A 22,776-nucleotide genomic window follows, 5' to 3' on the forward strand; every position below is an offset into this window, starting at 1 on the left:
CCACAGCAGGACACACGAGGCCACCGCCGGCCGGGTCGCCCCGCGACGGATCGGCCCGGCCGCACCGCACCGCACCGCACCGCACCGCACCGCTATGCTCCCGCGCTCTCTTCCACTCTCCTCAGGACCGCCGGCGTGGGCGAATTCGACCTCATCAACCGCTATTTCCACCGCCCCGCGCACGCCGCACCCGGCGTGCCGCTCGGCATCGGCGACGACTGCGCGCTGCTGCAGCCCGCGCCCGGCCTGCAGCTGGCGGTGTCGTCCGACCTGCTGATCGAGGGCCGGCATTTCCTGTCCACCGTCGATCCGGCGCGGCTCGGCCACAAGGCGCTGGCGGTCAACCTGAGCGACCTGGCGGCCTGCGGCGCGCGGCCGCTCGCCTTCACGCTGGCGCTGGCGCTGCCGGCGGTGGACGAGCCGTGGCTCGCCGGCTTCGCGTCGGGCCTGTTCGCGCTGGCCGACGCCCACGGCTGCACGCTGGCGGGCGGCGACACGACGCGCGGCCCGCTCGCGATCTGCATCACCGTCTTCGGCGAAGTGCCCCCCGGCCAAGCGCTGCTGCGCAGCGGCGCCCGGCCGGGCGACGACCTGTGGGTCAGCGGCACCCTCGGCGACGCGCGGCTGGCGCTCGAGGTGTTCCGCGGCACGCTGTCCGTTCCGGCGCCGGTGTTCGACGCCGCGCGGCTGCGCATGGAAATGCCGAACCCGCGGGTGGCGCTGGGGCAGGCGCTGCGCGGCATCGCCACCAGTGCGGTCGACGTGAGCGACGGGCTGTTGGGCGACCTGGGGCATGTGCGCCGGGCGTCAGGGGTGGGGATGACGGTGAAGGCCGAAGACGCTATCAGATTAATAGCTGCATGCGTAGGTGGGACGGGCGCAGAGGGCACTTTTCCGTCAGAAATGCGTGAGTTGCCGGCAACGCGGCGGTTGGAGTTCGTATTAGCCGGCGGCGACGACTACGAGCTGGCGTTCACCGCGCCGCCGGAGCGCCGTTCGGCGGTCGAGGCCGCCGGACATGCGGCCGGCACCGCGGTGACGCGCATCGGGCGGATCGACTCGGAGCCGGGCGTGCGGGTGGTCGGCGCGGACGGCACGCCGGTGCCGGGCCGGTTCGCGTCGTTCGACCATTTCGGATGAGTGGTCTGGCCCGATCACCCAGTGCGCTCGGAAGGTGGTCACCAGGTCCTGACAGGGCAGGACCTCGGTCACCTGACAGTACCGAACAGTGGCCGGAAAGTGAGCAAATCGATATCAATGATTGTTGACATCGTATTTTTTCAAAAATATCATTTGCATCACTTCAACAGGAGTGAGTAAATTGATAACCCACTTGTTCCGCCATTTGTCGGTCCGCACCAAACTCAACATTGCGTTCGGCACCCTGATCGCCCTGATGGTGGCCTTGGCCGCTTTTGCCTTGCTGGGCTTGCAGCAAGCCCACGCTACGTTCAGCAGCTACGTCCACGGGCTCGCTGCGCGGGCCACCGTCGCCGGACATATACGCGATGCTGTCGACCGACGGGCTATCGCGGCGCGCAACCTCGTTTTCTTGTCGAACCCCGAAGACGTCGCCACTGAACGCAAGAAAGCACTGGAGGCATCGACTGACGTGGCGCAACAGATCGCGCGCCTGAGAAGCATGCTGGCAGAAGCACCCGACGCGACGAAGCGGGCCCACGCCCTTTTCGCCGATATCGAAAAGATTGAACAGGGTTATGCGCCAGTCGCGGCGGAGATAGTCGCCTTGGCGGCCGCCGGACGGCAAGCCGAGGCCCAGCAACATCTTCAGGAACGTTGCAGACCGCTCCTGGAAGCTTTGGTCGCTGCGACCGGCGAGTACGCTCGCTTCACAGAGGCGCGGGCTCAGCAACTTACCGACGAGGCCACCCAATCCCTTGCGCATCGGCGCGACACCGTGATCGGTCTTTGCGCATTGGCCCTTGCCGTGGCGGTGGCCGCTGCCTCCTGGATCACGCGCAATATCAGCCGGGGCCTCACCAGCGCGGTGGACGTCGCGAACGCCATTGCGACCGGCGATCTTGCGCAGCCCATCGATATTCGGTCGGCCGATGAAATCGGTCGCCTGCTGGAGGCGCTTGGTCGCATGCAGGACTATCTGAACAGCACCGTGTTGACCGTGCGCTCGAACGCAGAGTCTGTCGCCACCGCAAGCGCCCAGATTGCGCAAGGCAACCACGATTTGAGCCATCGCACCGAAGAACAGGCTTCTGCCTTGCAGCAAACGGCGGCGTCGATGGAGCAACTCAGCCACGCGGTGCGGCAGAACGCTGACAGCGCGCAAGAAGCGAACGCATTGGCGACGCAGACCAGCAATATTGCCAGCCGGTGCGGCATAGCCGTCGGCGACGTGGTGTCGAGCATGCAGCAGATTCAAGGCAGTGCGCACCGCATCAGCGACATCGTCAGCGTGATCGACAGTATCGCTTTTCAGACCAACATCCTGGCACTCAACGCCGCTGTGGAAGCGGCTCGCGCCGGCGAGCAAGGGCGGGGGTTCTCGGTGGTTGCCGCAGAGGTTCGCGTCCTTGCGAAGCGAAGTGCGGATGCCGCACGAGAAATCAAAACCCTCATCACCAGCAGCATGTCCGAGATCCAGCGCGGTGCCGCACTCTCGGATGGTGCCGGCGCCACGATGCAGGAGGTGGTTGCGGCGGTCGGCCGCGTGAGCACGCTGATGGGAGAGATCAACGCCGCCTGCCAGGAGCAAAGTGCCGGCGTGGGCCAGATCGGCGCTGCTGTCAACCTGATGGACGGCGCGACCCAACGCAATGCTGCGTTGGTAGAGGAAAGTGCCGCAGCGGCCAGTAGTCTCCAGCACCAGGCCGAGCAGCTGCTCTCCGCAGTGGCGATCTTCACCTGCGAAAAGCCCAAGATGGTGCGGATGGCCAGTCTTGGGCGCGGTCCGGCCTACCAGAGCGGGCCACAGCTCGCCCTGACATGAACGATGTCGCTCCCCACTTCGACGTACGGGCACCAAGTGCCTCCGATGACGCGCCAGCATCGCATGCCATCGCCACGACCCGATCCCACTTCGAGGCGATCATTGAGTCATCGGACGACGCGATCATCAGTAAAACGGTCGAAGGTATCGTGACCAGCTGGAATCCCGCCGCCACACGAATGTTCGGCTACGCCGCCGAAGAGATGATCGGGCAATCCCTGCTGCAGATTTTTCCGTTGGACAGGGTTGCAGAAGAACAATCCATTCTGCAAAAGATCCTGGTGGGAACGAAGGTCCACCATTTCGAGACCGTCCGACGGCGCAAGGATGGATCAACCATTCACGTGTCGGCGACCGTTTCCCCGATCAGAGACGCATCAGGCCGCATCGTCGGTGCGTCCTCCATCACCCGCGACATCACCGAGCGCCACGAGAGCGAATATCGATTGCGGATGGCGGCCAGCGTCTTCACACACGCATCGGAAGCAATCCTCATCACCGACGGCGCAGGGGTTGTGATGGAGGTCAACGATGCGTTCGAGGCGATCACCGGCCATGCGCGAATCGACGTCGTGGGCTGCTCTGCGCTGCAGCTGTTGGGCTCCGATGCGGCGAACGGCGATTACGCCGCGATCGTCGACCTGCTGCGTACGCAGGACCACGGCCGCGGCGAAATCCAGGGACGCCGCAAATGCGGCGGTCATTACGTAGCGCTGGTGACCGTGAACCGGGTGTCGTCGCCGAGCCATGGAACACAACATGTCGTGTTGATGACCGACATCACGGCCCTCCACAGTCAACAGAAGCTCTTGGAGCGACTTGCGCACGTCGACCCGCTGACGGGCCTGCCCAACAGACGTGTGCTCCTGGACCGTTTGCAGCAGGTCGTACGTCAGGCGGGCCGCCGCATGGGATGGTCTGCCGTGGTGTACCTCGATCTCGACGGCTTCAAAGCGGTGAACGACCGCCATGGCCATGCCGGCGGAGACGCCCTTCTTCTCACCCTTGCGCGACGGATGCAGGCTGTTGTGCGTGAAGGCGACACGCTTGCCCGATTGGGCGGTGACGAATTTGTTTTGCTGTTCACCGACCTCGATTCTCAGGATGTTCCGTCGGGCATTTTGGATCGACTGCTACAGGCGTGCGGTGCCCCGGTCGAACTGAACGGGGGCTACGCACAGGTTTCAGCCAGCGTTGGCGTCGTCTTTTGCAACCCGGCCGATAGCGTGGACGCGGAAGCTCTGCTCAAGCGTGCCGATCAGGCGATGTACGAAGCCAAACAGGCCGGCCGGAACCGGATGAATGTCTGTGTGACCTGAACGCTATTGCAGACCGCCGCGATCCGCATCCGCCACGCTAATGGCACTCGGCCTTACACGGCCTCGGCCAACAGGATCGGCCGCAACATATGCCACCAACGAAGCGCCTCCTCCACGCGGCCCGAAGCAGCGCTTCGGTCGAGCAGGCGTGCCGTGGCGGCATGCTGTTCGTACCCAAGCAAAGTCAGCACTGTTTTGAGGCTATGGGCGAGCCGCCGAAGCTCAGCCATGTCCTTCTGCTCGCTGGCTTCGTCGCCAAGGCGAACGTCCTCCAGAAACTGGTGGCGACAACTGCGTTCGAATTCCGCGTACAACTCCGCTTTGCCACCGAAGAATGAAGCGGTGGCGTCGCCGGAGCGTGCCGTCTCGGCCTGACGAGAGACTTCGCTTTTGAGCGCCCGATCGTTGACGCCCTCTGCGACGCACGTACGCAACTGTGCCAGCGCAACCGGCTTCTCCAGTATTCGCCAAACCCCTGCTTTCTCCAGGCGCCCCCGCACATCCGGCGTAACCCCCGCACTGAATACCGCGACGCGGCATCGCTGCGACAGCGCGAGCCATTCGACCAATGGCAAAGCGGATCCATCGGCCAACGAAAGGTCGGTCACTGCCAGGGAAAAGACAGCTCCGCTCGCCAACGCCGACAGCACGGCCGCCACGGAGTCGCAATGCACCAACTCGATGTCAGCGTCATCCAGCGCCATGGTGACAAAACGGCGAACCGACGCATCGTCCTCCAGCAGCAGCACACGCTTCAACGACATGTCAGTTCGCGGGCGTCCGTCCACGTTTGGAAAAAGCTTCTGCCAAAAGAACCGGCAACTCATGTGCCAACCGCGACTTGTGAACGATCGGAATACCGTCCAGCGCGAATTGATACGGGCTTCGCTCTTCTTCTTCCAATGACGTGACGACGATCAAATCACTTCCGCTGAACTGCGGGCTGGTCCGCAGCCCTGCAATCAACGTGGCCCCATCGATACCTGGCAGCAGCAGATCAACCAGCAATACGTCGGGCTGGAGGCTTCCATACATGGCGAGGCCCGAGATGCCGTCGGATGCCACGTGCAGTTCCACCCCGGGCAGCGTATGTTTGACGACAAGAGACACGAGATTCTGAAAATGAGCGGAATCTTCGATCAGCAACACACGGCCGGTTGACGTCCCGTGTGCGGGGCTTTTGGGTACTGCAGCAGGGGCAGCAACGTGCTCGCTCTCTGGGGTAAGCGTGGACACAAGCTCCGGCTTTCGACCATGGCCTTTCTGCCATTCCATGACGGAAGCCCGGGAAATTCGCCGGTGTCCACCCGGGGTTCGCCACGCCTTCAATTCGCCCCGGTCCACCATGAGTTGCACCGACCGTACCGCTAGCCCCAGCGCACGCGCCACCTCCAGCGTGCTGAGAGTTTCGTCGCCTTCGCTCAGAAATTGCATTTCGATCATTTTTTCATTGTAGGGTTTCGGGCAAGCGCCTGCTGTGCGTGACGCGACACCCTCCAAATTAGTTGCAAACGCTCGAATTGATACATATGATAAAGCCTTTGTCACGACGCAAACATGGCTAAAAAAATACTTCTCGTGGAAGACCAGCCGGACATTCGCCGATTGATCCGCATGACGCTGGAGTTCGAGAACTACGACATCACCGAAGCTGCTACGGCAGCCGAGGGGGCGCAGCTGTTCACCGACCTGCAGCCTGATTTGCTGCTGCTTGACGTCATGACGCCTGGCGGGATGGACGGACTGGAGTTGTGCAGAAAAGTCCGCAGTCACCACGACGACCTCTACCGGCCGGCCATCGTCATGCTGACAGCTCGGGGGCAACAGCAGGATATCGATGCGGGCATTGCCGTCGGCGCCGATGCATATCTCGTCAAGCCTTTCAGCCCTTTGCAGTTGCTCGATACGGTGAGCGGCATGCTCGCGACGTGACGACAGTGAGTCCCAGACCTGTGCATCGTTGCAATTGAAAGGAGCTTCACCGACATGAGCCACTATGCTCCCGGCGCCATGCATCAAATGGAACGCATGGTCCAGGATTTGAAGCAGCTCTATCACGAGCGCAACGCGGCATTGGAAGAGGTATCGCGTGCACACCATGAGGCGTTGTTGAGACTCAGCCTGGCCGCCGAGTATCGGGACGACGATACCGGCGTGCATATCGTGCGCATCGGATTTCTTGCAGAAGCCGTAGCCTTGTGTCTTGGGCAATCTGCCGAATTCGCTAAAAACTTGCGTCTTGCCGCGCCGATGCACGACGTGGGGAAAATCGCAACTCCTGATGCTGTACTGAAGAAGCCCGGACCTCTAGACGCGTCGGAACGCGCGGTGATGAATACACACCCGGCGAACGGAGCTGCCATCCTAGGCCGTTCGCGTATCCCACTTTTTCAAATGGCTGCGGAGATTGCTCTCACACATCACGAGCGCTGGGATGGTCGAGGGTATCCCAGCGGCCTGATGGGCACTGACATTCCGCTATCAGGCCGCATCGTATCCGTCGTCGACTTCTTCGACGCCCTCACGATGGACCGCGTCTACCGTCCGGCATATCCCGTAGACACAGCAATCGCCATGTTGCACGACGAACGTGCCAAGGCTTTCGATCCTTCAGTGGTTGATGCGTTCATGGACCATTCTCAGATGTTGGTGGATTTGCACCGCCACATCACGGAAAACGATGCAACGTTCGAACAGCTCATCGAGGGGTTGTGACGTCGCACGAACGCCATGACTTACGTCCCCTGCGCCTTTTCTATCCCCTCGGAAGAAGAGCGCATGTTCCGTCTTGTTTTTTGCATATGACATGCGCTTAGAGTCGATCCGCTGCAAGCTTGGCCCGAAGGTCGGTATTCGTGGTCCATCTGCAGCCGCTGCCGTTGCCGTGCTGGCCTGCTTGCTCACGATTGGGGCGTCTGCCCTGCTGGTGTGGGCAGAAATTCGACGCACAGAGCATGGTGCCAGGGAGCAGTTGCGCATGCTGGTGCGCATGATCGAGGACGATGTCGTTCGCACAGCCGATGCTGCTCATGCCGCCCTGTCCACCGTGGTTGCGGCCATCGAGCACCATGTGCCGACGGACGATCCTGCGCTGCTCGGGCCCCTGCTGGCCCAAACCCTGGTGGGCCTGCAAAACGTCCGGGCAATCTCGATCGTCGATCTTTCGGGTCGAATTCTTGCCAGTTCCGCGGCTGACGACGTCGACAAGATCATCTCCCTGGACGCGCTTGGCGGGCCTTTGTCCGGGAGCGGTTCGATGTTGGGTCCGGTCGCACGTGGTTTGACGCTCTCGGATGCTGGCCGAGGCCCGGAGGCGAAGGCAGACTCCCGCTTCCTTCCCCTGGTGATGCGACAGACCTCTTCTACCGGCCACGATCATTACGTGGTCGTGCAAATCGATCCGACGGGACTCGCCAGCTATCAGCGCAAGCTTCTCCAAGACGAGCCGCGCATCCAGTCCACCATTCTGCAGAAAGACGGAGCGCTGGTCGCGTCCTCCGGGAAGTTTGCGGACGATGTGCAAGCGGGGCCGCCGAACGCCGTCACCGCACGGGCACTGGACGGTGCTCACCGTGGGACGTTCATTCAAGAGGGACAAGAGCGGCGTCTTGTGGCGTATCGGTCTCTTTCGCGCTACCCGCTCGTGATCGTTGTGCAGCAACCGTACAGCGCCATCGTGGACGATGCACTCGCGAGCCTGCATTGGCTGCTATGGTCAATGCCTGCCGTGCTGGCAGTGATCGTGGGATCGACGGTACTGGCGTCCCGCACCATTCGGCAACGCGAGCGCACGCGCGTTCTGCTGCGCAGTGCCGAAGGGCGATTGCAAGACCAGTTGCGGCTGACGCAGCTTCTGCAGGAAATCGCGCCGGTTCCCCTCTGCATGACCGATACGTCGGGACGGTTCCTCATGGTCAACCGCGCCTGGGAGGAGTTCATGCGTTTGCGTCGTGCAGAGGTGCTAGGGCGGCGGAATGCCGACTTTCTCCCACCGGCCGAGGCCTTCGTGTATGACGTCCATGATGCACGGCTGCTTCGGGAAGGCGGCGAAGTTCATTTCGAAGATTCTTTTAAGCGTGCCGACGGTACGCGCCGCCATGTGCAGGTCCACAAAGTCGCCGTTACCCGCGAAGACGGATCGATCGTGGGGTTGCTCGCCGCGAAGCTGGATGTCAGCGATTTCCGTCTAGCGCAGGCGACCGCCGAAACGGCATCCCGCTCGAAATCCGAATTCGTGGCGAACATCAGCCACGAACTCCGGACACCGCTGCAATCCATCCTCGGATTTTCAGAATTGGGTCTTCATCGGGGGGCGGAGCATCCGAGACTGGCAGCGATGTTCGAGGACATTCGGGCATCAGGCATCCGAATGCTGGAACTCGTCAACAACCTGCTCGACGTCTCCAAGATTGAAAGTACGGTGGGTACTTTCAACTTCCGTGCAGTGGATGTCCGGATCTGCATCCAGACCGTGGCCCAGGAACTGGAACCTTTGTTCAATCGCAAACGCCAACGCCTCGACTTGGTCTGCGGCGATCATCCAATCGTGGCACCGATCGATGCCATTCGCATCCAGCAGGTGATCCGCAATGTCCTGGCGAATGCGATCAAGTTTTCACCCGAAGAAAGCACGATCACGGTGTCCGTTGAGCTGGCTATTGGGTTGCCCGGATTGCACGAAATTCTCATTGCGGTGCGCGATCAGGGTCCCGGCGTGCCTGAAGGGGAAAACGACGCCATTTTCGAGCCTTTCGTGCAATCGACACGCACCCAACAGATCGGGGGCGGCACGGGTCTGGGGCTGGCCATCTGCCGCAAGATCGTCGATGCGCATGGGGGGAGCATCCGTGCGCACAACGCACCAGAGCGCGGTGCGGTATTTGAGATCCGATTGCCGTACGACGATGGTGGAGTCCGCTCGTGAGTGCCACTTTTCCCCGTCATCAAGAAGTTCCAGGAAAAGCATGGTTCAGGCGCATGGGGTTGGCTGCCCGAGCCCCGACGCGACTGCAATGGTCGACGATCGCGCTGCTCGCGATGGTCGTATGCGCGATATGGATCACGGTATTTGCACTACTCGACTCCTATCGCAAGGGTGCGATCGATGCACAGGTCCGGCAGAACTCCAATATCGCGCGCGCGCTGCAAGAGCAGACACTTCGTGTCATCGCGGGAGTTGATCAGGCGGTCATCCGATTGGCGCATATGGCAGCAGCCGGGCCAGTGGCACCCTCAGAGTTTCAGAAACAGGTTGACGCTACCGGCCTGTCGTCCGATATCTTGACCCAGTTGTCGCTCATCGATGGTCAGGGCCGTTTTGTGGGAAGCAACATCGATCCGTCCGGTCATGCGACTGGGCCGATCAACCTGTCGGACCGGGAGCACGTGAGCGTGCACCTTGCTCCGCCCGGCGCACTGCGGGAACACCTGGCGGCAGACGGTTTGTTTATCGGGAAGCCGGTTCTGGGCAAGGTTTCCAAGAAGTGGACGATTCAGCTGTCACGGCCCGTTCTCGACGCCGCCGGCAAGTCTGCCGGCGTGGTGGTCGCATCGGTGGATCCCCGGTATTTCGAGGAGGTCTATCAACACGTGCGCCTCGGCACCGGAGGCGGCGTCAGCCTGGTGGGCGCGGATGGTGTGATACGTGCGCGAGTACTGGGCGGCGTCAGCAGTGGCATGGGTGCTGCCGTGGGCAGCGGAGGCCGTGTGTACCGCAACGCCCTTGCACAGGAGGGCGTCATGATCGGCCAGGGGGCTATTGCAAACGCCGGACGCATCGCAGCCTACCACCAAGTCAGCGGTTATCCGCTCTACGTGTTCACCATCGCCTCTTTGCAGGAAGCTTTGTCCGAATGGTCAAAGGCACGTCGTCTGATCGTGTCTCTGGCCGCTCTGCTCAGCTTGGCCATAGTGGGTGCGGGGGGGCTGTTCATCTCGGGTGTACGCCATCTGGAGCGCCAGCACCGTGCGTTGCAACGCAGTGAATCGGACGCCCAGGTCGCCAATCGCGCCAAGACCGAGTTTCTGGCCGCGATCTCCCATGAACTGCGTACGCCGCTCACGAGCATCCGCGGTTTTGCGGAACTAATGGAGCGAAGAGGCGAAGACAAGCGCTTCCGCGAACAGGCTTCGCTGATACGGAAATCGTCGGAGCACCTGAACGCCCTGCTGTCGGAAATTCTCGATCTGTCAGCTGTGGAATCGGGCTCGATGCAATTCGCACAGGACCAGATCGTTGTCCGCGATCTGGTCGAAGCCACGGTCGAAATTTTCCAAATCACGGCGGCAGCGAAATCGTTGGATTTGCAGATCCGTTTCGCGCCCGACTTACCACCAACGCTGGAAGTCGACGGCTTCCGGCTACGCCAGATTCTCAACAACCTGCTGTCGAATGCCATCAAATTCACGGCGAACGGACGCGTCGATGTGGACGTCCGTATCGATGCAGGATTCTGGACTTTTGCGGTTACCGATATGGGGCCGGGAATCGAACCCGAACTGCACGAGACCGTATTTGAGAAATTTCGGCAGGGTCATGCACGGGTCAGCTACGAGCATGGAGGAACCGGCCTTGGCCTTGCGCTTTCGCGATCGCTCGCCCGCAGTATGGGTGGCGATATCCGCCTGCGATCGGCCAAAGGAGCGGGTGCTTGCTTCACCTTGCTTCTGCCAGCGACATCCCGTGCGCAGGTCGATACAGCCATCTTGGAAGCGCACACACACTAATGTCTGCGCTTCCCGGACCTTCTGCTCCCTGATCTCCGCTTGCCGCCGACCGCGTTGACGGTCGCACAGATGGGAGGACCCAGGAAGTCCGATGCCGGCGCATCATCTGTCACCGTGGTCGACGCCGCGCGACGGCGCATGGGATGCCGAACGCGCACGTGGCGCTGGGGGCAGGCGCTACACGGCATCGCCACCAATGCGATCGACGTGAGCGACGGGCTGGTCGGCGAACTGGGGAATGTACGTTGGGGTAACGGAAGGTCGATGCCGCTATTGGATTGTTAGCTGCATGCGGAGGTGGGACCGACGCAGAGGGCACTTTTGCCATCGGACCCGCCAGAAGTATTGGCACCGCAGCGGCTGGCGTTTACGCGCCGCAGGCGCACCGTGCGGCGGTCGAGGCCGCCGGACGTGCGGCCGGCACCGCCGTGACGCGCATCGGGCGGATCGACGCGGAGCCGGGCGTGCGGGTGGTCGGCGCGGATGGCGCGCAGGTGCCGGGCCGGTTCGCGTCGTTCGACCACTTCGGATAAGCCGACCGATCCTGCGGCGGCGGACGCACGCGGCGCGGGATCGCATGCGAAACGCATCGGCGCATCCGGCGCGCGTCCGCAAACCATCGCGCCGCGCCGGCACTTTCCGCCACGACGCGGAGCGACGCCGGTTCACGCCGGGTTCGGCGCTCCCTTCAGGCGGTGGGCCACGTTGAATCCCGTCGCGCTGCCGCTGGTGACGTGGTAGCAGGTGCCGGCGCACTGCGCATGGTGCGACTGCTCCACCCGGCCCTTGATCTTGTCGATGGCCTGGTCCGCTGCGCCGCCGGGGGCCGAATAGGCGGTGATCATCTTCTCGACCTGGCCATACAGCTCGTTGTAGAACAGACCCAGGACGCTGTTCGCGGCCAGCAGCTTCAGCATGTGCTTCTGCAGCCGGAACAGGTGCTTGGTGGCCGTGACCATGTCGGCATGGGTGGTCTCCTGGCCGCTGCGGTCCCGGGTGCTGGCGTGGGCGCATGGTGCTGCCGTCGGCATAGAAGGCCTGCAGGGCCGCGATGCTCTCCTGGCACTTGCGGATGCTGTCGGCCATCGCCTCGATCCGTCCGGCCTTCAGCATCGAGCGCAGCAGCCAGATGCGCTGCGCCGGATCGGTCACCGTGTTGCCGTAGATCGCCTTGATGTTGCTGCGGTCGTTGAGCATTTCCAGCGCATAGCCGACCAGCGCCGACACCACGATGCCCGCGGCCAGGCCGGCACCGCCGCTGGCGGCGATGTTGACGGTCGACCCGATGGCGCTGGACCCGAGCGCGGACGATACCGACGCACTGGTCGCGGCGGTCTTGCCTGCGCCCAGCACCACGCCCTGCAGCTGGCTGATGCTGAAGTCCTTCAGGCTCGTCCCGCCGACATGGCCGCTGCGGGTCGCCGCGGCTTGGTCCCCGAGGTCCACCGGGCCGGCCGCCGCCAGGGCGTCCTGGACCTTGCCGCTGACATCGTTGTGGTCGCCGTCGGAGGCGCTCTTGGCTTCCTTCAGGATGGAGGCGAAGGCTTTCTCCATCTCGGCCTTGCCGGACCGGGTCATCATGCGCTGCCGCAGGGCCATGAGCGGCATCAGGCCCGCGACGTGGGCCCCGGCCGCGCCGGGACGGGCGCCGGTCATGGTCTCGAACCAGGTCTTCCAGGCCAGCGCGTTGTAGTCGCGGAGGTGGTTCGCCACCGTCACGCTCTTGCCGTAGGCCTTCTTCTGCTCGGGGTTCAGCAGATTCGCATCGGGCTTGGCCAGATGGATGACGAGGTTGGCGGTATGGATCTCGCCGAGCAGGCTGCACATCTGGCTGGCGGCCGCGATCTTGTTGTCCACCAGGAACACGAAGTTCGACAGGTGGTCCATCTGCCGGCCCTTGTCGAGCTTTTCTTCCAGCCGGTGCTTGAACCGGAACAGGCCGTAGGCCAGCGTCGCCGCATCGCCGCAGTTGGTCACCGGCGCGGCGACCATCCGGTCCAGCAGCTTGCCGGCTTCGATCGCCTTATCCTGGTAGCGGGCGAGCGCTTCCAGGTCGGCGGCGTTCAGCATGTACTCCAGGTCGCTCACCATGGCAGAGGTGTCGTAGCGCTCGTCGGCGCTCTGGCCGGAGGTGCGTTCGTGCGCCTGGCCTCGCTGGTAGGCCCCGTAGGCATTGACGCCGACGGCGATGCCGATGCCGAGCGCGAAGACGCCCACGGCGATACCGCCGGTGATCGCCGCGGACGCCGCCACCAGCACCACCCCGCCGCCGACCGCCACGCCCACCCCGATGCCGGTGCCCACGCTCGCCGCCGTGCCGGCCGCCGTGGTGGCCAGTCCGCGCTTGTTGTGCGAGAAGCTGTTGATCTGGTTCTGGAAGAAATGCCGGGTGCCGCCGGTCGAGACCGCGCCCGCGAACTCCTTGTTGCCCGCCTTTTCGACCGGCAGCGCGATCGACTTGCGCGCGAAATAGCCCGCATCGTGCAGCAGCATGGCGGTGCCGCGGGCGGTTCGGCACAGTTCCTCCTCCTTCTGCTTCATGCGGGTGGCGTACTGGGCGAGAAGCTTTCTGGACATGTTCCGATTTCCTGCGCTGCCCGGGCCGGCTGCGTGCCGTGGGGACTGTACCGGCACGGCGGCGTTCGGTCGATGTGCCAGTACCTAATCGACGCGTGAACGCGCTCAGGCCTACATCGCCTCGCCGCATGACACAACGGTCGTTTGCCGCCTTGCGGCCACGGCGAAGGCATGCATACGCCCGCAGCTTGAAGCTCGGAGTTCGACGCCCACCCGCTGGCGACGGCGCACATTCAGACGCGCGTATTAAGTGGGGCTGTCACCTGTGCCATCGTCTCGGCCACCGCCCGGTCCCGCGGATCCGCGCTCCCCGCCAGCCCGTCGACCACCCCCTGCTGGTCCGCCGCCGTCCGGTTCTGGCTCATCTTCCACTTCCCTTCGACCCGCTCCACCACGATCTCCAGGCCGACGATCTGGGCGATCTGCGCCTCCAGATAGTCGGCCGGCGCGTCGCCCATCTTCCAGGGCGCGGGGCGCGCGGCCTCGAAACGGCGGGTCAGGCGGGCGAGCAGGCCGCGCAGCCAGCGCGGGTCGTCGTGCACCGCGATGCGGCCGTGGGCATGCACCGCGACGTAGTTCCAGGTCGGGACAACCCGGTGGTGGGTCTGCTTGGATGGGTACAGGCTGGGGGAGACATACGCGTCCGGCCCGCGGAACACGACCAGCGTGGGCAGCGGCTGCGCCGGATTGGCGGCTGCCGCGTCCTGCCAGACCGGGTTGGCGCGGGCGACGTGGCAGCGCAGCACGCCCAGGCCGCCCGCGGCCCGGTCCCATTCGAACGGCAGGTGCTGGGCATCCAGCCCGCCGTCCGCCGTGTGGGTGACCAGCATGCCGAGCGGCGCACGGGTCGCGGCGGCCTGCAGCAGGTCGGGGTCGTTTTCGGCGAAATGGGCGGGCAGGTACATGGCGAACGGTGCGGGTGAGGAGGTGCGTGCGCAGACGTAGCAGGGCGTGCTTCAGCCGTCAGCGTAGCGGAGTGGCGGAGTGGCGGAGTGGCGGAGTGGCGCTAGCCGCCCCCTACCCCTACCCCCTACATCTACACCTGCCGCGCCCTGCTGCCTGCTGCCTGCTGCCTGCTGCCTGCTGCCTGTTGCCTGTTGCCTGTTGCCTGTTGCCTGTTGCCTGCTGCCCTGCCCTGCCCTGCCCTGCCCGTAACCATGCTCACCGCTACCTTGCCGCCCCGGCCACCGGCGAGGCACAGCCGGCTTTTCCGCGATGATGACGACCCTTGCGGCGGATGCGGCCTGCGCGTCCGCCAGCCGCAGTCCACGCCCCGCTTCGTCGCCTTCCGCCTCCCATGCAGCCCTCCCCCGCCGCACCCCCCGCGCCCGTGCGCCCTACCGCCCGCTTCATGCTCGCGCATCCGGCGCATTTCATCGCGCTCGGCTTCGGCTCGGGTCTCGCGCCGGTGGGGCCGGGTACCGCCGGCACGCTCTGGGGCTGGCTCGCGTGGCTGGCGCTGGTGCCCTGGTTCACCACCGCGCAGCTGGGCGGGCTGATCGCCGGCGCCACGCTCGTCGGCTGGTGGGCCTGCACCGTGACCGCGCGGCGGCTCGGCAGCCTGGACCCGTCCAACATCGTCTGGGACGAGATCGTCGCCTTCTGGCTGGTGCTGTGGCTGGTGCTGCCGGCGGGGTTGCTCGGGCAGGCGGTCGCGTTCGCGCTGTTCCGCTTCTTCGACGCGGTCAAACCGGGGCCGGTGGGCTGGGCCGACCGGGCGTTCCACGGCTTCGGGCCGCGCGGCGGCTTCGGCATCCTGGCCGACGATTTCGCGGCGGCCTTCTGCACGTTGCTGGTGATCGCCGGCTGGAAGGCGCTGGCATGAGCGATGCGCTATCGAATCAGGAGCACACTGCGCAGGCGGGATGGGCGCGGGTGGCCGATCTGCTGCTTAAAAGAAGCTGGATGCTCGCCACCGCCGAAAGCTGCACCGGCGGCCTGATCGCCGCCGCCTGCACCGACCTGGCCGGCTCCAGCGCCTGGTTCGAGCGCGGCTTCGTGACCTATTCCAACGCCGCCAAGGCCGAGCTGCTCGGCGTCGATGCGGCGTTGATCGCAGCGCACGGCGCGGTGAGCGAGCCGGTGGCGCGGGCGATGGCGGCGGGTGCGGTCGCGCGCTCGGCGGCGCAGGTGGCGGTCGCGGTCACCGGCATCGCCGGGCCGGGCGGCGGCAGCGCCGACAAGCCGGTCGGCACCGTGTGGTTCGGCTGGTCGGTCGGCGGTGTGGTCGAGGCCGAGCGCTGCCGCTTCGACGGCGACCGCGCCGCAGTGCGGCAGGCCACCGTCGCGCATGCGCAGCAGGGCCTGCTGGCGCGGCTGGCGCCAGGCGGCTTCTGAACCGCGTCGCAGCCGGCTGGTGGCCAAGCACCGCGGCCGCGCCGGGCCATGCGCCTCGAGCGCCGCGCCGGCCGCGCACAATTCGGGCGTCATGCTGCTGCGCCCTCCTCCCGTCCTCCTCGCCTGCGGCGCCCTCGGCGCCGCGCTGCTGACGCTGATCGTGCTCGGCCACGACGGCAAGCGGGTGCTGCAGCTCGCGGGCCTGGCGCTGCCGCTGCTCGCGCTGATGGTCTGGCCGCTGCGCAGTCCGCGGCTGCACCGGCTGCGCAGCGTGGCGGTGTGGCTCGGCGCGATGGTGTTCGCGCTCGACGGCGTGGTGCGCGCCTACCTGCTCGACACCTACGGCGCCGCGCCCGACAGCACGCTGGTGCTCAGTGCCGTCGCCAACACCACGGCACGGGAAGGCGCGGAATACCTGTCGATGCACTGGCGCGCGGCCGTCGCCTGGGCGGTCGCGCTGGCCGTGGCGGCGGTGTTCTGCGCCCGCCAAGCCCGGCGCGGCGCCCGGGGCGGCCCGCATCCGTGGCCGCGCAGCACGGTCGCGCTGCTGTGCGTCGCCCTGCTGGCCGGCAGCCTGGCGCACGCCGGCACATCGTGGCGCCGGCTGCATCCGGTGGCGTTCTGGAGCCAGTGGGGCCGGTCCGTCGCCGACCTGCGCGCCGGCTGGGCCGACCGCCAGGCCGAGCGCGAAGCACTGCACGCCCGCGCCCGGGCCGCCGCGCCGACCCTCGCGCGCAGCGGCGCGTCGACGGTGGTGCTGGTGATCACCGACAGCGTCAACCGCGACAACATGTCGCTCTACGGTTACGGCCGCCCCACCACGCCGCGGCTCGCGGCGCAGAAGTCGCAGCTAGGCGACGCGCTGGTGGTGCTGAAGAACGCCTGGTCGGTCGACGCGAGCACGCTGCCGGCGATGCGCAGCATCTTCGGCTTCGGCGATACCGGCGACCACGACGACCACGGCACCCGCGACGACGGCACGCAGCGCCCGGCCGACCAGCACCTGATCGCTCTGGCGCGTGCGGCCGGCTACAAGGTCTGGTGGATGAGCAACCACGACGACATCGCGATCGAGCAGCAGCACGCCCGGATGGCCGACGTGGTCGAGATGATGAACCGCACGCCCGGCCGCTCCAGCGCGTCGCTCGACGGCGAGTTGCTTGACTGCATCCAGGAGGCGATGCACGACCCGGCCGAGCGCAAGCTGGTGATCGTCCACCTGATGGGCGCCCATCCGCACTACCGGCTGCGCTTCCCCGCCGACGCCAACCCGTTCGACGACGCGCCCGACGCGGTCGAGACCGACCTGCTGCGCCAGGGCCGCGCCGCCTGGGTCCGGCAGTACCGCCACGACTACGACGCCGCGGTGCTCTACCACGACTTCGTCGTCGCCGAGACGCTGCAGATCACCCGCCACGCCCGGCCCCGCGCCGGCGAGCAGCGCGCTTGGATGTTCTTGTCGGACCACGGCCAGGAGGTCGGCCACGGCAGCGACCATGCCGGCCACAGCCCGCGCACCGCCTCGGGCTACCGCATCCCGGCCCTCGTCTGGCGCAGCCGCTGGGACCTGCCGCCCCCGCCCGGCGCCGCCGCGCAGCCCTTCCGCTCCGATTGGGCCGGCTGGACGCTGGCCGACCTGCTCGACCTGCACTGGCCCGGCCTGCGCGCCGAGCGCGACGTGCTGCGCGCCGGCTACCGCTGGGAGCCTCCACGCCTGCCGACGGCGGTGGCGTCGTTCACCGACTGACCGGTCGGCTCGCCGACAATCGACGCCCCATGTCCGCCCGACCGCCCGCCTTTCCTGCCGCCGCACCGGTGCGCGACGCCGTCGTGGCCCGGCTGCGCGCGGAGCTGTCCGGCCTGCTGGGCGTCTATGCGTTCGGCAGCCGCATCGCCGGGACCGCCGATGCCCGCAGCGACCTGGATCTGGCGGTGCTGGTCGAGGGCTATGCCGACCCGGTGCGCCTGTGGCATCTGGCCTCCGACCTCGCCGCGTCCGCGGGCTGCGAGGTCGACCTGCTGGACCTGCGGGCCGCGACGACGGTGATGCAGTACCAGGTGCTCACCACCGGCGAACGCTGGTGGGCGGCCGACGTGCGCGCGGGCCTGTTCGAGGCCTTCGTGCTGAGCGAGAAGACCGCGCTCGACGAGGCCCGCGCCGATCTGCTGGCCGACATCGTCCGGGAGGGGCACGTCCATGGCCGATGACGTGCTGCTGAACAAGGCCGCGACGATCGAGCACTGCCTGCGCCGCGTGCGCGAGGAATACGCGGACGACCCGGCCGGTTTCGCCGCCGACTTCACGCGGCAGGACGCGGCCATCCTCAGTATCCAGCGCGCCTGCGAGGCCGCGCTCGACATGGGCCAGCATCTCGTCCGCCGGGAACGCCTGGGGGTGCCGCAGGGCGCGCGCGACGTCTTCGCGCTGGTGGCCCAGGCGGGGATCATCGATGGTCCGCTCTGCACCTCGCTGCAGCGCATGGTCGGCTTCCGCAACGTGGCAGTGCACGAGTACCAGAAGCTGCAGCTGCCGATCACGCTGGCCGTGATCCGCGACCATTTGCAGGATTTCGCCGCCTTTTCGGAAACGCTGCTGCGGCGCGAAGCGCGGCCGGACTGAATGGCCGATCGCTATCCATTTAATAGCATGATGCGCAGGCTGCTACTGCGCTGAGTGCCGAAAACCCTCCGATTTTTCTCCGGTCAGCCCGAAGAAGAAGTCGAGCATGTGGAAATGGTCGTCGTGGAATTCCGCCTCGTGCGCGGCGATGTCCCCGACCGGCATCCACACCGTCGCGGCGGCGTCGTCGTCGGGTGCCACCTCCGGCAGCCGGCGATCGCCCAAGTCGAAATAGTGGGCGTGGGTGATCACCCGGCCGCGCTGGCTGCGGTCCGGATGGTCGAACACATGCACCGCCCGCAGCGCGGCGGCGGTGTCCTCGGGCAGCAGGCGCAGGCCGGTTTCCTCGGCGAGTTCGCGCAGGGCCGACTGGTAGACCGTCTCGCGCGGCTCCAGAAAGCCGCCGGGCACCGCCAGCAGCCCGCGGCCTGGCGCGCGGCCGCGGCGGATCAGCAGCACCTTGCCGGCGCAGCGGATCACCGCATCGACCGTGACGAACACCGGCGCATAAGGCGCGCCGGCCCAACGGGCCTTTTCCTCGCGCAGCGTGCGCCATTCGGCCGCCACGTCGGCGTAGGCCGGCAGTTCGGCCCAGGAGCGCAGGAAGCCGAGCGTCGCCGGCGGCACCTGCGCGACCAGCGTCGCGAGGGCCGGCTCCAGCGCATGGCCGGCGGCGGCGAAGTACGCGTCGCGCAGGCCGGTGCCGTGCACGTCGCCGAGCAGGCCGGGATCGTCGAGCGTCCAGCCGGGGAAATCCTCCAGGTAGGCGCTGGTCGCGTCCTTGCGGTGGCCGACCAGCACGATGCGCGCCCGCGGGTCGCCGGCGAGCGCCTCGACGCCCTGGCGCACCGCGCGGGTCCAGGCGGCCTGGTCGTAGTAGTCCCGCGTCGGAACGAAGTCGATGCGGTCGCGGTCGGCCTCGGGCAGGGCCAGGCGGATCGTCGCGGCCCGCTCTTCCCAGGTGAACGGGTTGCGCGGCGTGCGCGCCTGGAAGGCCGAGCCGAGCACCACCACGCAGCGCGGCGCGAGCGACAGTGCGCGCCGCAGCATCGCCAGGTGGCCGTTGTGCAGGATCTGGAAGCGGCCGATGCAGACGGCGATGTCGGGGGCGGGGGTCGTGGCGTTGGTGGTCATGGCAGAGCCCGAAGAAGGAAAAAAGAAGAGAGACCGGCCGCGATCATGCGGCCGGGCCTCGGACACGGCTGCGAAGGCTGCGCACACCGGCCTGCGGTCTTTGCATGGAAACCTCCTGCGGCGACGGCATGGCGCGCCCGTGGCCAACAGACGAAACGTCCCTCATGCCGGCACCTCCAGCGCCGCAGGCACCGGCACGCCGAACACCTGCGCCAGGTAGGCGAGGAAGGTCGGGTCGTTGCAGATCGTCTTGCCGGGCGAGTCCGACAGTTTGGCGACCGCCTGGCCGTTGCAGGCGGTGAGCTTCATCACGATGTTGAGCGGCGCGAGGCCCATGTCGTTGGTGAGGTTCGTGCCGATGCCGAAGCCGGTCTGGGTGCGGTCGCCGAAGCGGCGGTACAGCGCAATGGCGCGGTCAAGGTCCAGGCCGTCGGAGAACACCAGCCGCTTGGTGTGCGCGTCGATGCGCAGCTTCGCATAGTGGGAGAGGGCCTTCTCGCCCCAGTCGGCCGGGTCGCCCGAATCGTGACGCAGGCCGTCGAACAGCTTGGCGAAATACAGGTCGAAGTCGGCGAGGAAGGCGTCCATGCCGACCACGTCGGTCAGCGCGATGCCCAGGTCGCCGCGGTACTCCTGCACCCAGTCCTCCAGCGCGGCCTTCTGGAAGTCGCGCAGCCGCACGCCGACGGCCTGGTAGGTCTGCAGGTATTCGTGCGCCATCGTGCCGATCGGCACCAGCCCCAGGTCGCGCGCCAGCAGCACGTTGGAGGTGCCCTTGAAGAACGCCGGCGCCTCGGCCTGCAGCCGGCCGACCGCCTCGCGCTGCCAGTCGCGGGAGAAGCGGCGGCGCACGCCGAAATCGAAGAACTCGAACGGATGGCGGCACGGCGGCTCGGCCGCGAAGGCCTGCAGCCGCGCGACCTTGGCATCCAGCCGGCGGCAGCCCTCGGTCAGCGCCGCCGCGGCGTCGAAGCGGCGGAAGTACAGCTCGTTGACGATCGCGAGCACGAAGATCTCGAACGCCATCACATGCACCTGCGGGCCGCGGGCGCGGATGCGCAGGTGCGGGCCGTCGGCGGTGGCTTCGACGAATTCGCGCTGGAACGAGAAGATGCGCAGGTAGTCCACGAAGTCGCCGCGCATGAAGCGCAGGCTGCGCAGGTAGGCCAGTTCGTCCGGCGCGAAGCGCAGCCGGCACAGCGCGTCGAGTTCGGCGTTCACTGCCGGCAGCAGCTCCGCCAGCGGGTAGTCCGGCGTGTTGCGGCACAGGAAGGTGTATTCGGCCTGCGCCTGCGGATGGCGATGCAGCATCGTCTGCCACATCGTGAACTTGTAGAGGTCGGTGTCGAGCAGGCTCTGGACGATCGGGCTCATGCGGCGTCCCCCTGCAGCAGGGCGATGGCCTCGGCGGCGGTGGCGACCGTCGCGCCCTGGGCGCGAAGTGCTTCGACGAAATCGCGGCCCTGGGCCTCGAAGCCGCCGACCGCGCTCATGCAGTCGGACAGCAGCACCAGCTTGTCGATCCGGCCCGACGGCAGGTGCTCGACCAGGTGCTCGACCGTCGCCTTCACGCAGTGGCTGCTGGCCTCGCCGGCGACGACGATGCGGTCGGCGTTGTCGAGCCGCGCGATCAGGCCGCGGTCGAGCTGCGTCTCGGGCGCGTCGGGATCTGTTACCTCGGCCTGCAGCGCGCTGTAGTGCTCGGTCCAGGGGTTGGTGCCCTTGAACACCGCGCTCGCCGCAGCGAACCGGCGCTCCTCCCAGCGGCCGACCGCGGCCCGGACGGCGGCATGCACGCCGTGGCCCCAGCTGCCGATCTCGCAGTGCACCGGCCAGACCATCAGCCGGTAGCGGCCCGCCGCCTCCAGCGCATCGAGATACGCCAGCGCCTTGGATTGCCAGGCCGCCGCACGCGGCCGGAAGGCGCCGGCGCGCACCTGGTCGGCGGCGATGGCGGTGAACGGCGCCACCGGCCCGCCGTCGCCGGTGGTCCAGAACGTGGGGTGGGCGATGTCGAGCCGGTGGTGCGAGTCGAGCGTCACGGTGATCGCGTCGAGCGCGTCGCCGGCCGCATCGACGAACGCGGCGAGCCGCAGCATGTCGTCGTGGGCGCCGGCCACCGGCAGCGCGGGCGCGACCGCGCCCTCGGGCAGGTGGGACGGGCACCAGTCGGCCGGCAGGTCGCAGAAGTCGTTCTGCGGGTCGATGGCGAGCAGGTGGGTGGTCGGGCGCGGCATGGCAGGTCCTCCGGCGGTAGCGGCCGTGTAGGCCGCCGTTGAAAGTTGTACTGCACAACTTTTATGGGTTGTATAGTACAACCTTCAAAGGATGCGTCAAGGCCCGCATGCAACACATCGTGTCGAATCCCGCTCCCCCGCCCCCCGGCGCGACCGTCGGCGCAGCGGCGTCGCTCGACTTCCCCCGGCCGCTGGTAACGGTCGACGTGGCGATCTTCTCGGTGCTGCAGGACGCGCTGCAGGTGCTGCTGGTACGGCGGCCCGACACGCGGGAAGAACCCTTCGCCGGCCGGTGGGCGCTGCCCGGCGGCTTCGTGGACGTGGCGCGCGACGCCTCGCTGCTCGACTGCGCGCTGCGCAAGCTGCAGGACAAGACCGGTGTCGCCGCGCCCTACCTGGAGCAGCTCGGCAGCTGGGGCGATGCGCAGCGCGACCCGCGCGGCTGGTGCGCCACCCATGCCTACTTCGCGCTGCTGCCGGTGACCGGCCCCGCCGCCGCGCAGGACGGCTGGTGGGCGGTGGAGGACGCCTGCCGCCAACCGCTCGCCTTCGACCATGCGACGATCCTCGCGGCAGCGCTGGAGCGGCTGCGCTCCAAGGTGGAATACACCTCGCTGCCGGCCTTCCTGCTGGGCGAGACCTTCACGCTGCCGGCGCTGCAGCGGGTCTACGAACTGGTGCTCGGCCGGCCGCTCGACAAGAGCGCCTTCCGGCGGCGCATGCTGGATGCCGGCTACCTGGACGAGGCCGGCCGCGCCGGCGGCACCGCCGGCCGGGCGGCGATGCACTACCGCCTGCGCGACCGCAGCCGCGCCACCGTATTCCCGCGCGGCTTCCGCTCCGGCGAATGAACGGCACCGC

Annotated in this window: 20 protein-coding genes; 13 read left to right on the forward strand and 7 right to left on the reverse strand. The window is 66.8% G+C overall.

What is annotated here, in order from left to right:
- Positions 1-135 precede the first annotated feature (135 nt).
- The 3 genes from thiL to QZ500_RS05770 all read left to right on the forward strand — a co-directional run bounded on the left by thiL (position 136) and on the right by QZ500_RS05770 (position 4,284).
- Positions 136-1,140 (forward strand): thiamine-phosphate kinase, encoded by a 1,005-nt coding sequence (thiL, locus tag QZ500_RS05760; protein ID WP_295852054.1) that lies wholly within the window; start codon positions 136-138, stop codon positions 1,138-1,140.
- 124 nt (positions 1,141-1,264) lie between these two features.
- On the forward strand, positions 1,265-2,965 hold the full coding sequence (locus QZ500_RS05765) for a methyl-accepting chemotaxis protein (protein WP_295852056.1): 1,701 nt from the start codon (positions 1,265-1,267) through the stop codon (positions 2,963-2,965).
- The gene (locus tag QZ500_RS05770) at positions 2,962-4,284 is read left to right on the forward strand and encodes a diguanylate cyclase (RefSeq protein ID WP_295852059.1); all 1,323 of its coding nucleotides are present in this window, start codon (positions 2,962-2,964) and stop codon (positions 4,282-4,284) included. The genes QZ500_RS05765 and QZ500_RS05770 overlap by 4 nt, the downstream gene beginning before the upstream one ends.
- Before the next feature lie 53 nt (positions 4,285-4,337).
- Here QZ500_RS05770 and QZ500_RS05775 read toward each other — a convergent pair whose 3' ends face one another.
- Both QZ500_RS05775 and QZ500_RS05780 read right to left on the reverse strand, forming a co-directional pair.
- Positions 4,338-5,048 carry a response regulator gene (locus tag QZ500_RS05775; RefSeq protein WP_295852062.1) on the reverse strand — a complete coding sequence of 237 codons (711 nt, stop codon included), beginning with the start codon at positions 5,046-5,048 and terminating at the stop codon, positions 4,338-4,340.
- A 1-nt stretch (position 5,049) separates the two neighbouring features.
- Positions 5,050-5,718, reverse strand: a complete 669-nt coding sequence (locus QZ500_RS05780) for an excisionase family DNA-binding protein (protein WP_295852125.1) — start codon at positions 5,716-5,718, stop codon at positions 5,050-5,052.
- Between the two features lie 123 nt (positions 5,719-5,841).
- Here QZ500_RS05780 and QZ500_RS05785 point away from each other — a divergent pair, with 123 nt between their 5' ends.
- The 4 genes from QZ500_RS05785 to QZ500_RS05800 all read left to right on the forward strand — a co-directional run bounded on the left by QZ500_RS05785 (position 5,842) and on the right by QZ500_RS05800 (position 11,010).
- On the forward strand, positions 5,842-6,216 hold the full coding sequence (locus tag QZ500_RS05785; RefSeq protein ID WP_295852067.1) for a response regulator: 375 nt from the start codon (positions 5,842-5,844) through the stop codon (positions 6,214-6,216).
- A 54-nt stretch (positions 6,217-6,270) separates the two neighbouring features.
- A complete protein-coding gene (locus QZ500_RS05790) occupies positions 6,271-6,999 on the forward strand; it encodes an HD domain-containing phosphohydrolase (RefSeq protein ID WP_295852069.1) in 729 nt (242 codons plus the stop codon).
- 91 nt (positions 7,000-7,090) lie between these two features.
- On the forward strand, positions 7,091-9,208 hold the full coding sequence (locus QZ500_RS05795; RefSeq protein WP_295852071.1) for an ATP-binding protein: 2,118 nt from the start codon (positions 7,091-7,093) through the stop codon (positions 9,206-9,208).
- A complete protein-coding gene (locus QZ500_RS05800; protein WP_295852073.1) occupies positions 9,205-11,010 on the forward strand; it encodes an ATP-binding protein in 1,806 nt (601 codons plus the stop codon). Before QZ500_RS05795 ends, QZ500_RS05800 begins: the two co-directional genes overlap by 4 nt.
- Positions 11,011-11,280: 270 nt before the next feature.
- On the opposite strand, the gene QZ500_RS19540 is transcribed toward QZ500_RS05800, so the two are convergent.
- Both QZ500_RS19540 and QZ500_RS05820 read right to left on the reverse strand, forming a co-directional pair.
- Complete coding sequence (locus QZ500_RS19540) at positions 11,281-13,587, reverse strand: hypothetical protein (RefSeq protein ID WP_366762651.1); 2,307 nt, start codon at positions 13,585-13,587, stop codon at positions 11,281-11,283.
- Positions 13,588-13,820: 233 nt separating this feature from the next.
- Entirely contained in the window at positions 13,821-14,492 is a 672-nt protein-coding gene (locus tag QZ500_RS05820; RefSeq protein WP_295852083.1) for an FMN-binding negative transcriptional regulator, read from the reverse strand.
- A 392-nt stretch (positions 14,493-14,884) separates the two neighbouring features.
- Here QZ500_RS05820 and QZ500_RS05825 point away from each other — a divergent pair, with 392 nt between their 5' ends.
- From QZ500_RS05825 to QZ500_RS05845, 5 genes are all read left to right on the forward strand, one after another.
- Complete coding sequence (locus tag QZ500_RS05825; protein WP_295852086.1) at positions 14,885-15,412, forward strand: phosphatidylglycerophosphatase A; 528 nt, start codon at positions 14,885-14,887, stop codon at positions 15,410-15,412.
- A complete protein-coding gene (locus tag QZ500_RS05830; RefSeq protein WP_295852088.1) occupies positions 15,409-15,924 on the forward strand; it encodes a CinA family protein in 516 nt (171 codons plus the stop codon). The genes QZ500_RS05825 and QZ500_RS05830 overlap by 4 nt, the downstream gene beginning before the upstream one ends.
- A gap of 91 nt (positions 15,925-16,015) precedes the next feature.
- Positions 16,016-17,671: a phosphoethanolamine transferase gene (locus tag QZ500_RS05835; protein WP_295852090.1), complete on the forward strand. Its 1,656-nt coding sequence runs from the start codon at positions 16,016-16,018 to the stop codon at positions 17,669-17,671.
- Between the two features lie 29 nt (positions 17,672-17,700).
- On the forward strand, positions 17,701-18,132 hold the full coding sequence (locus QZ500_RS05840; RefSeq protein ID WP_295852092.1) for a nucleotidyltransferase domain-containing protein: 432 nt from the start codon (positions 17,701-17,703) through the stop codon (positions 18,130-18,132).
- The gene (locus QZ500_RS05845) at positions 18,122-18,544 is read left to right on the forward strand and encodes a DUF86 domain-containing protein (protein ID WP_295852095.1); all 423 of its coding nucleotides are present in this window, start codon (positions 18,122-18,124) and stop codon (positions 18,542-18,544) included. Before QZ500_RS05840 ends, QZ500_RS05845 begins: the two co-directional genes overlap by 11 nt.
- Before the next feature lie 42 nt (positions 18,545-18,586).
- Here the strand turns inward: QZ500_RS05845 and QZ500_RS05850 are convergent, their stop codons facing one another.
- The 3 genes from QZ500_RS05850 to QZ500_RS05860 form a co-directional block, all read right to left on the reverse strand.
- Positions 18,587-19,678 carry a bifunctional nicotinamide-nucleotide adenylyltransferase/Nudix hydroxylase gene (locus QZ500_RS05850; RefSeq protein ID WP_295852097.1) on the reverse strand — a complete coding sequence of 364 codons (1,092 nt, stop codon included), beginning with the start codon at positions 19,676-19,678 and terminating at the stop codon, positions 18,587-18,589.
- 162 nt (positions 19,679-19,840) lie between these two features.
- A complete protein-coding gene (gene pncB, locus QZ500_RS05855; RefSeq protein WP_295852100.1) occupies positions 19,841-21,052 on the reverse strand; it encodes a nicotinate phosphoribosyltransferase in 1,212 nt (403 codons plus the stop codon).
- Positions 21,049-21,915 carry a cysteine hydrolase gene (locus QZ500_RS05860; RefSeq protein ID WP_295852103.1) on the reverse strand — a complete coding sequence of 289 codons (867 nt, stop codon included), beginning with the start codon at positions 21,913-21,915 and terminating at the stop codon, positions 21,049-21,051. Before QZ500_RS05860 ends, pncB begins: the two co-directional genes overlap by 4 nt.
- Before the next feature lie 107 nt (positions 21,916-22,022).
- Between QZ500_RS05860 and QZ500_RS05865 the strand changes: the two genes are divergently transcribed.
- Entirely contained in the window at positions 22,023-22,766 is a 744-nt protein-coding gene (locus tag QZ500_RS05865) for an NUDIX domain-containing protein (RefSeq protein ID WP_295852107.1), read from the forward strand.
- Positions 22,767-22,776: the final 10 nt, after the last annotated feature.

It is taken from the genome of uncultured Xylophilus sp. (assembly GCA_913776965.1).
Taxonomy (GTDB): Bacteria; Pseudomonadota; Gammaproteobacteria; order Burkholderiales; family Burkholderiaceae_C; genus Xylophilus.

Coding starts and splice junctions, on each gene's coding strand:
- QZ500_RS05775 (WP_295852062.1), bottom strand. CDS start 5,048: ATGTCGTTGAAGCGTGTGCTGCTGCTGGAGGACGATGCGTCGGTTCGC.
- QZ500_RS05820 (WP_295852083.1), bottom strand. CDS start 14,492: ATGTACCTGCCCGCCCATTTCGCCGAAAACGACCCCGACCTGCTGCAG.
- QZ500_RS05835 (WP_295852090.1), top strand. CDS start 16,016: ATGCTGCTGCGCCCTCCTCCCGTCCTCCTCGCCTGCGGCGCCCTCGGC.
- QZ500_RS19540 (WP_366762651.1), bottom strand. CDS start 13,587: ATGTCCAGAAAGCTTCTCGCCCAGTACGCCACCCGCATGAAGCAGAAG.
- QZ500_RS05840 (WP_295852092.1), top strand. CDS start 17,701: ATGTCCGCCCGACCGCCCGCCTTTCCTGCCGCCGCACCGGTGCGCGAC.
- QZ500_RS05790 (WP_295852069.1), top strand. CDS start 6,271: ATGAGCCACTATGCTCCCGGCGCCATGCATCAAATGGAACGCATGGTC.
- QZ500_RS05825 (WP_295852086.1), top strand. CDS start 14,885: ATGCAGCCCTCCCCCGCCGCACCCCCCGCGCCCGTGCGCCCTACCGCC.
- QZ500_RS05865 (WP_295852107.1), top strand. CDS start 22,023: ATGCAACACATCGTGTCGAATCCCGCTCCCCCGCCCCCCGGCGCGACC.
- QZ500_RS05850 (WP_295852097.1), bottom strand. CDS start 19,678: ATGACCACCAACGCCACGACCCCCGCCCCCGACATCGCCGTCTGCATC.
- QZ500_RS05860 (WP_295852103.1), bottom strand. CDS start 21,915: ATGCCGCGCCCGACCACCCACCTGCTCGCCATCGACCCGCAGAACGAC.
- pncB (WP_295852100.1), bottom strand. CDS start 21,052: ATGAGCCCGATCGTCCAGAGCCTGCTCGACACCGACCTCTACAAGTTC.
- QZ500_RS05770 (WP_295852059.1), top strand. CDS start 2,962: ATGAACGATGTCGCTCCCCACTTCGACGTACGGGCACCAAGTGCCTCC.
- QZ500_RS05785 (WP_295852067.1), top strand. CDS start 5,842: ATGGCTAAAAAAATACTTCTCGTGGAAGACCAGCCGGACATTCGCCGA.
- QZ500_RS05795 (WP_295852071.1), top strand. CDS start 7,091: ATGCGCTTAGAGTCGATCCGCTGCAAGCTTGGCCCGAAGGTCGGTATT.
- QZ500_RS05830 (WP_295852088.1), top strand. CDS start 15,409: ATGAGCGATGCGCTATCGAATCAGGAGCACACTGCGCAGGCGGGATGG.
- QZ500_RS05780 (WP_295852125.1), bottom strand. CDS start 5,718: ATGCAATTTCTGAGCGAAGGCGACGAAACTCTCAGCACGCTGGAGGTG.
- QZ500_RS05845 (WP_295852095.1), top strand. CDS start 18,122: ATGGCCGATGACGTGCTGCTGAACAAGGCCGCGACGATCGAGCACTGC.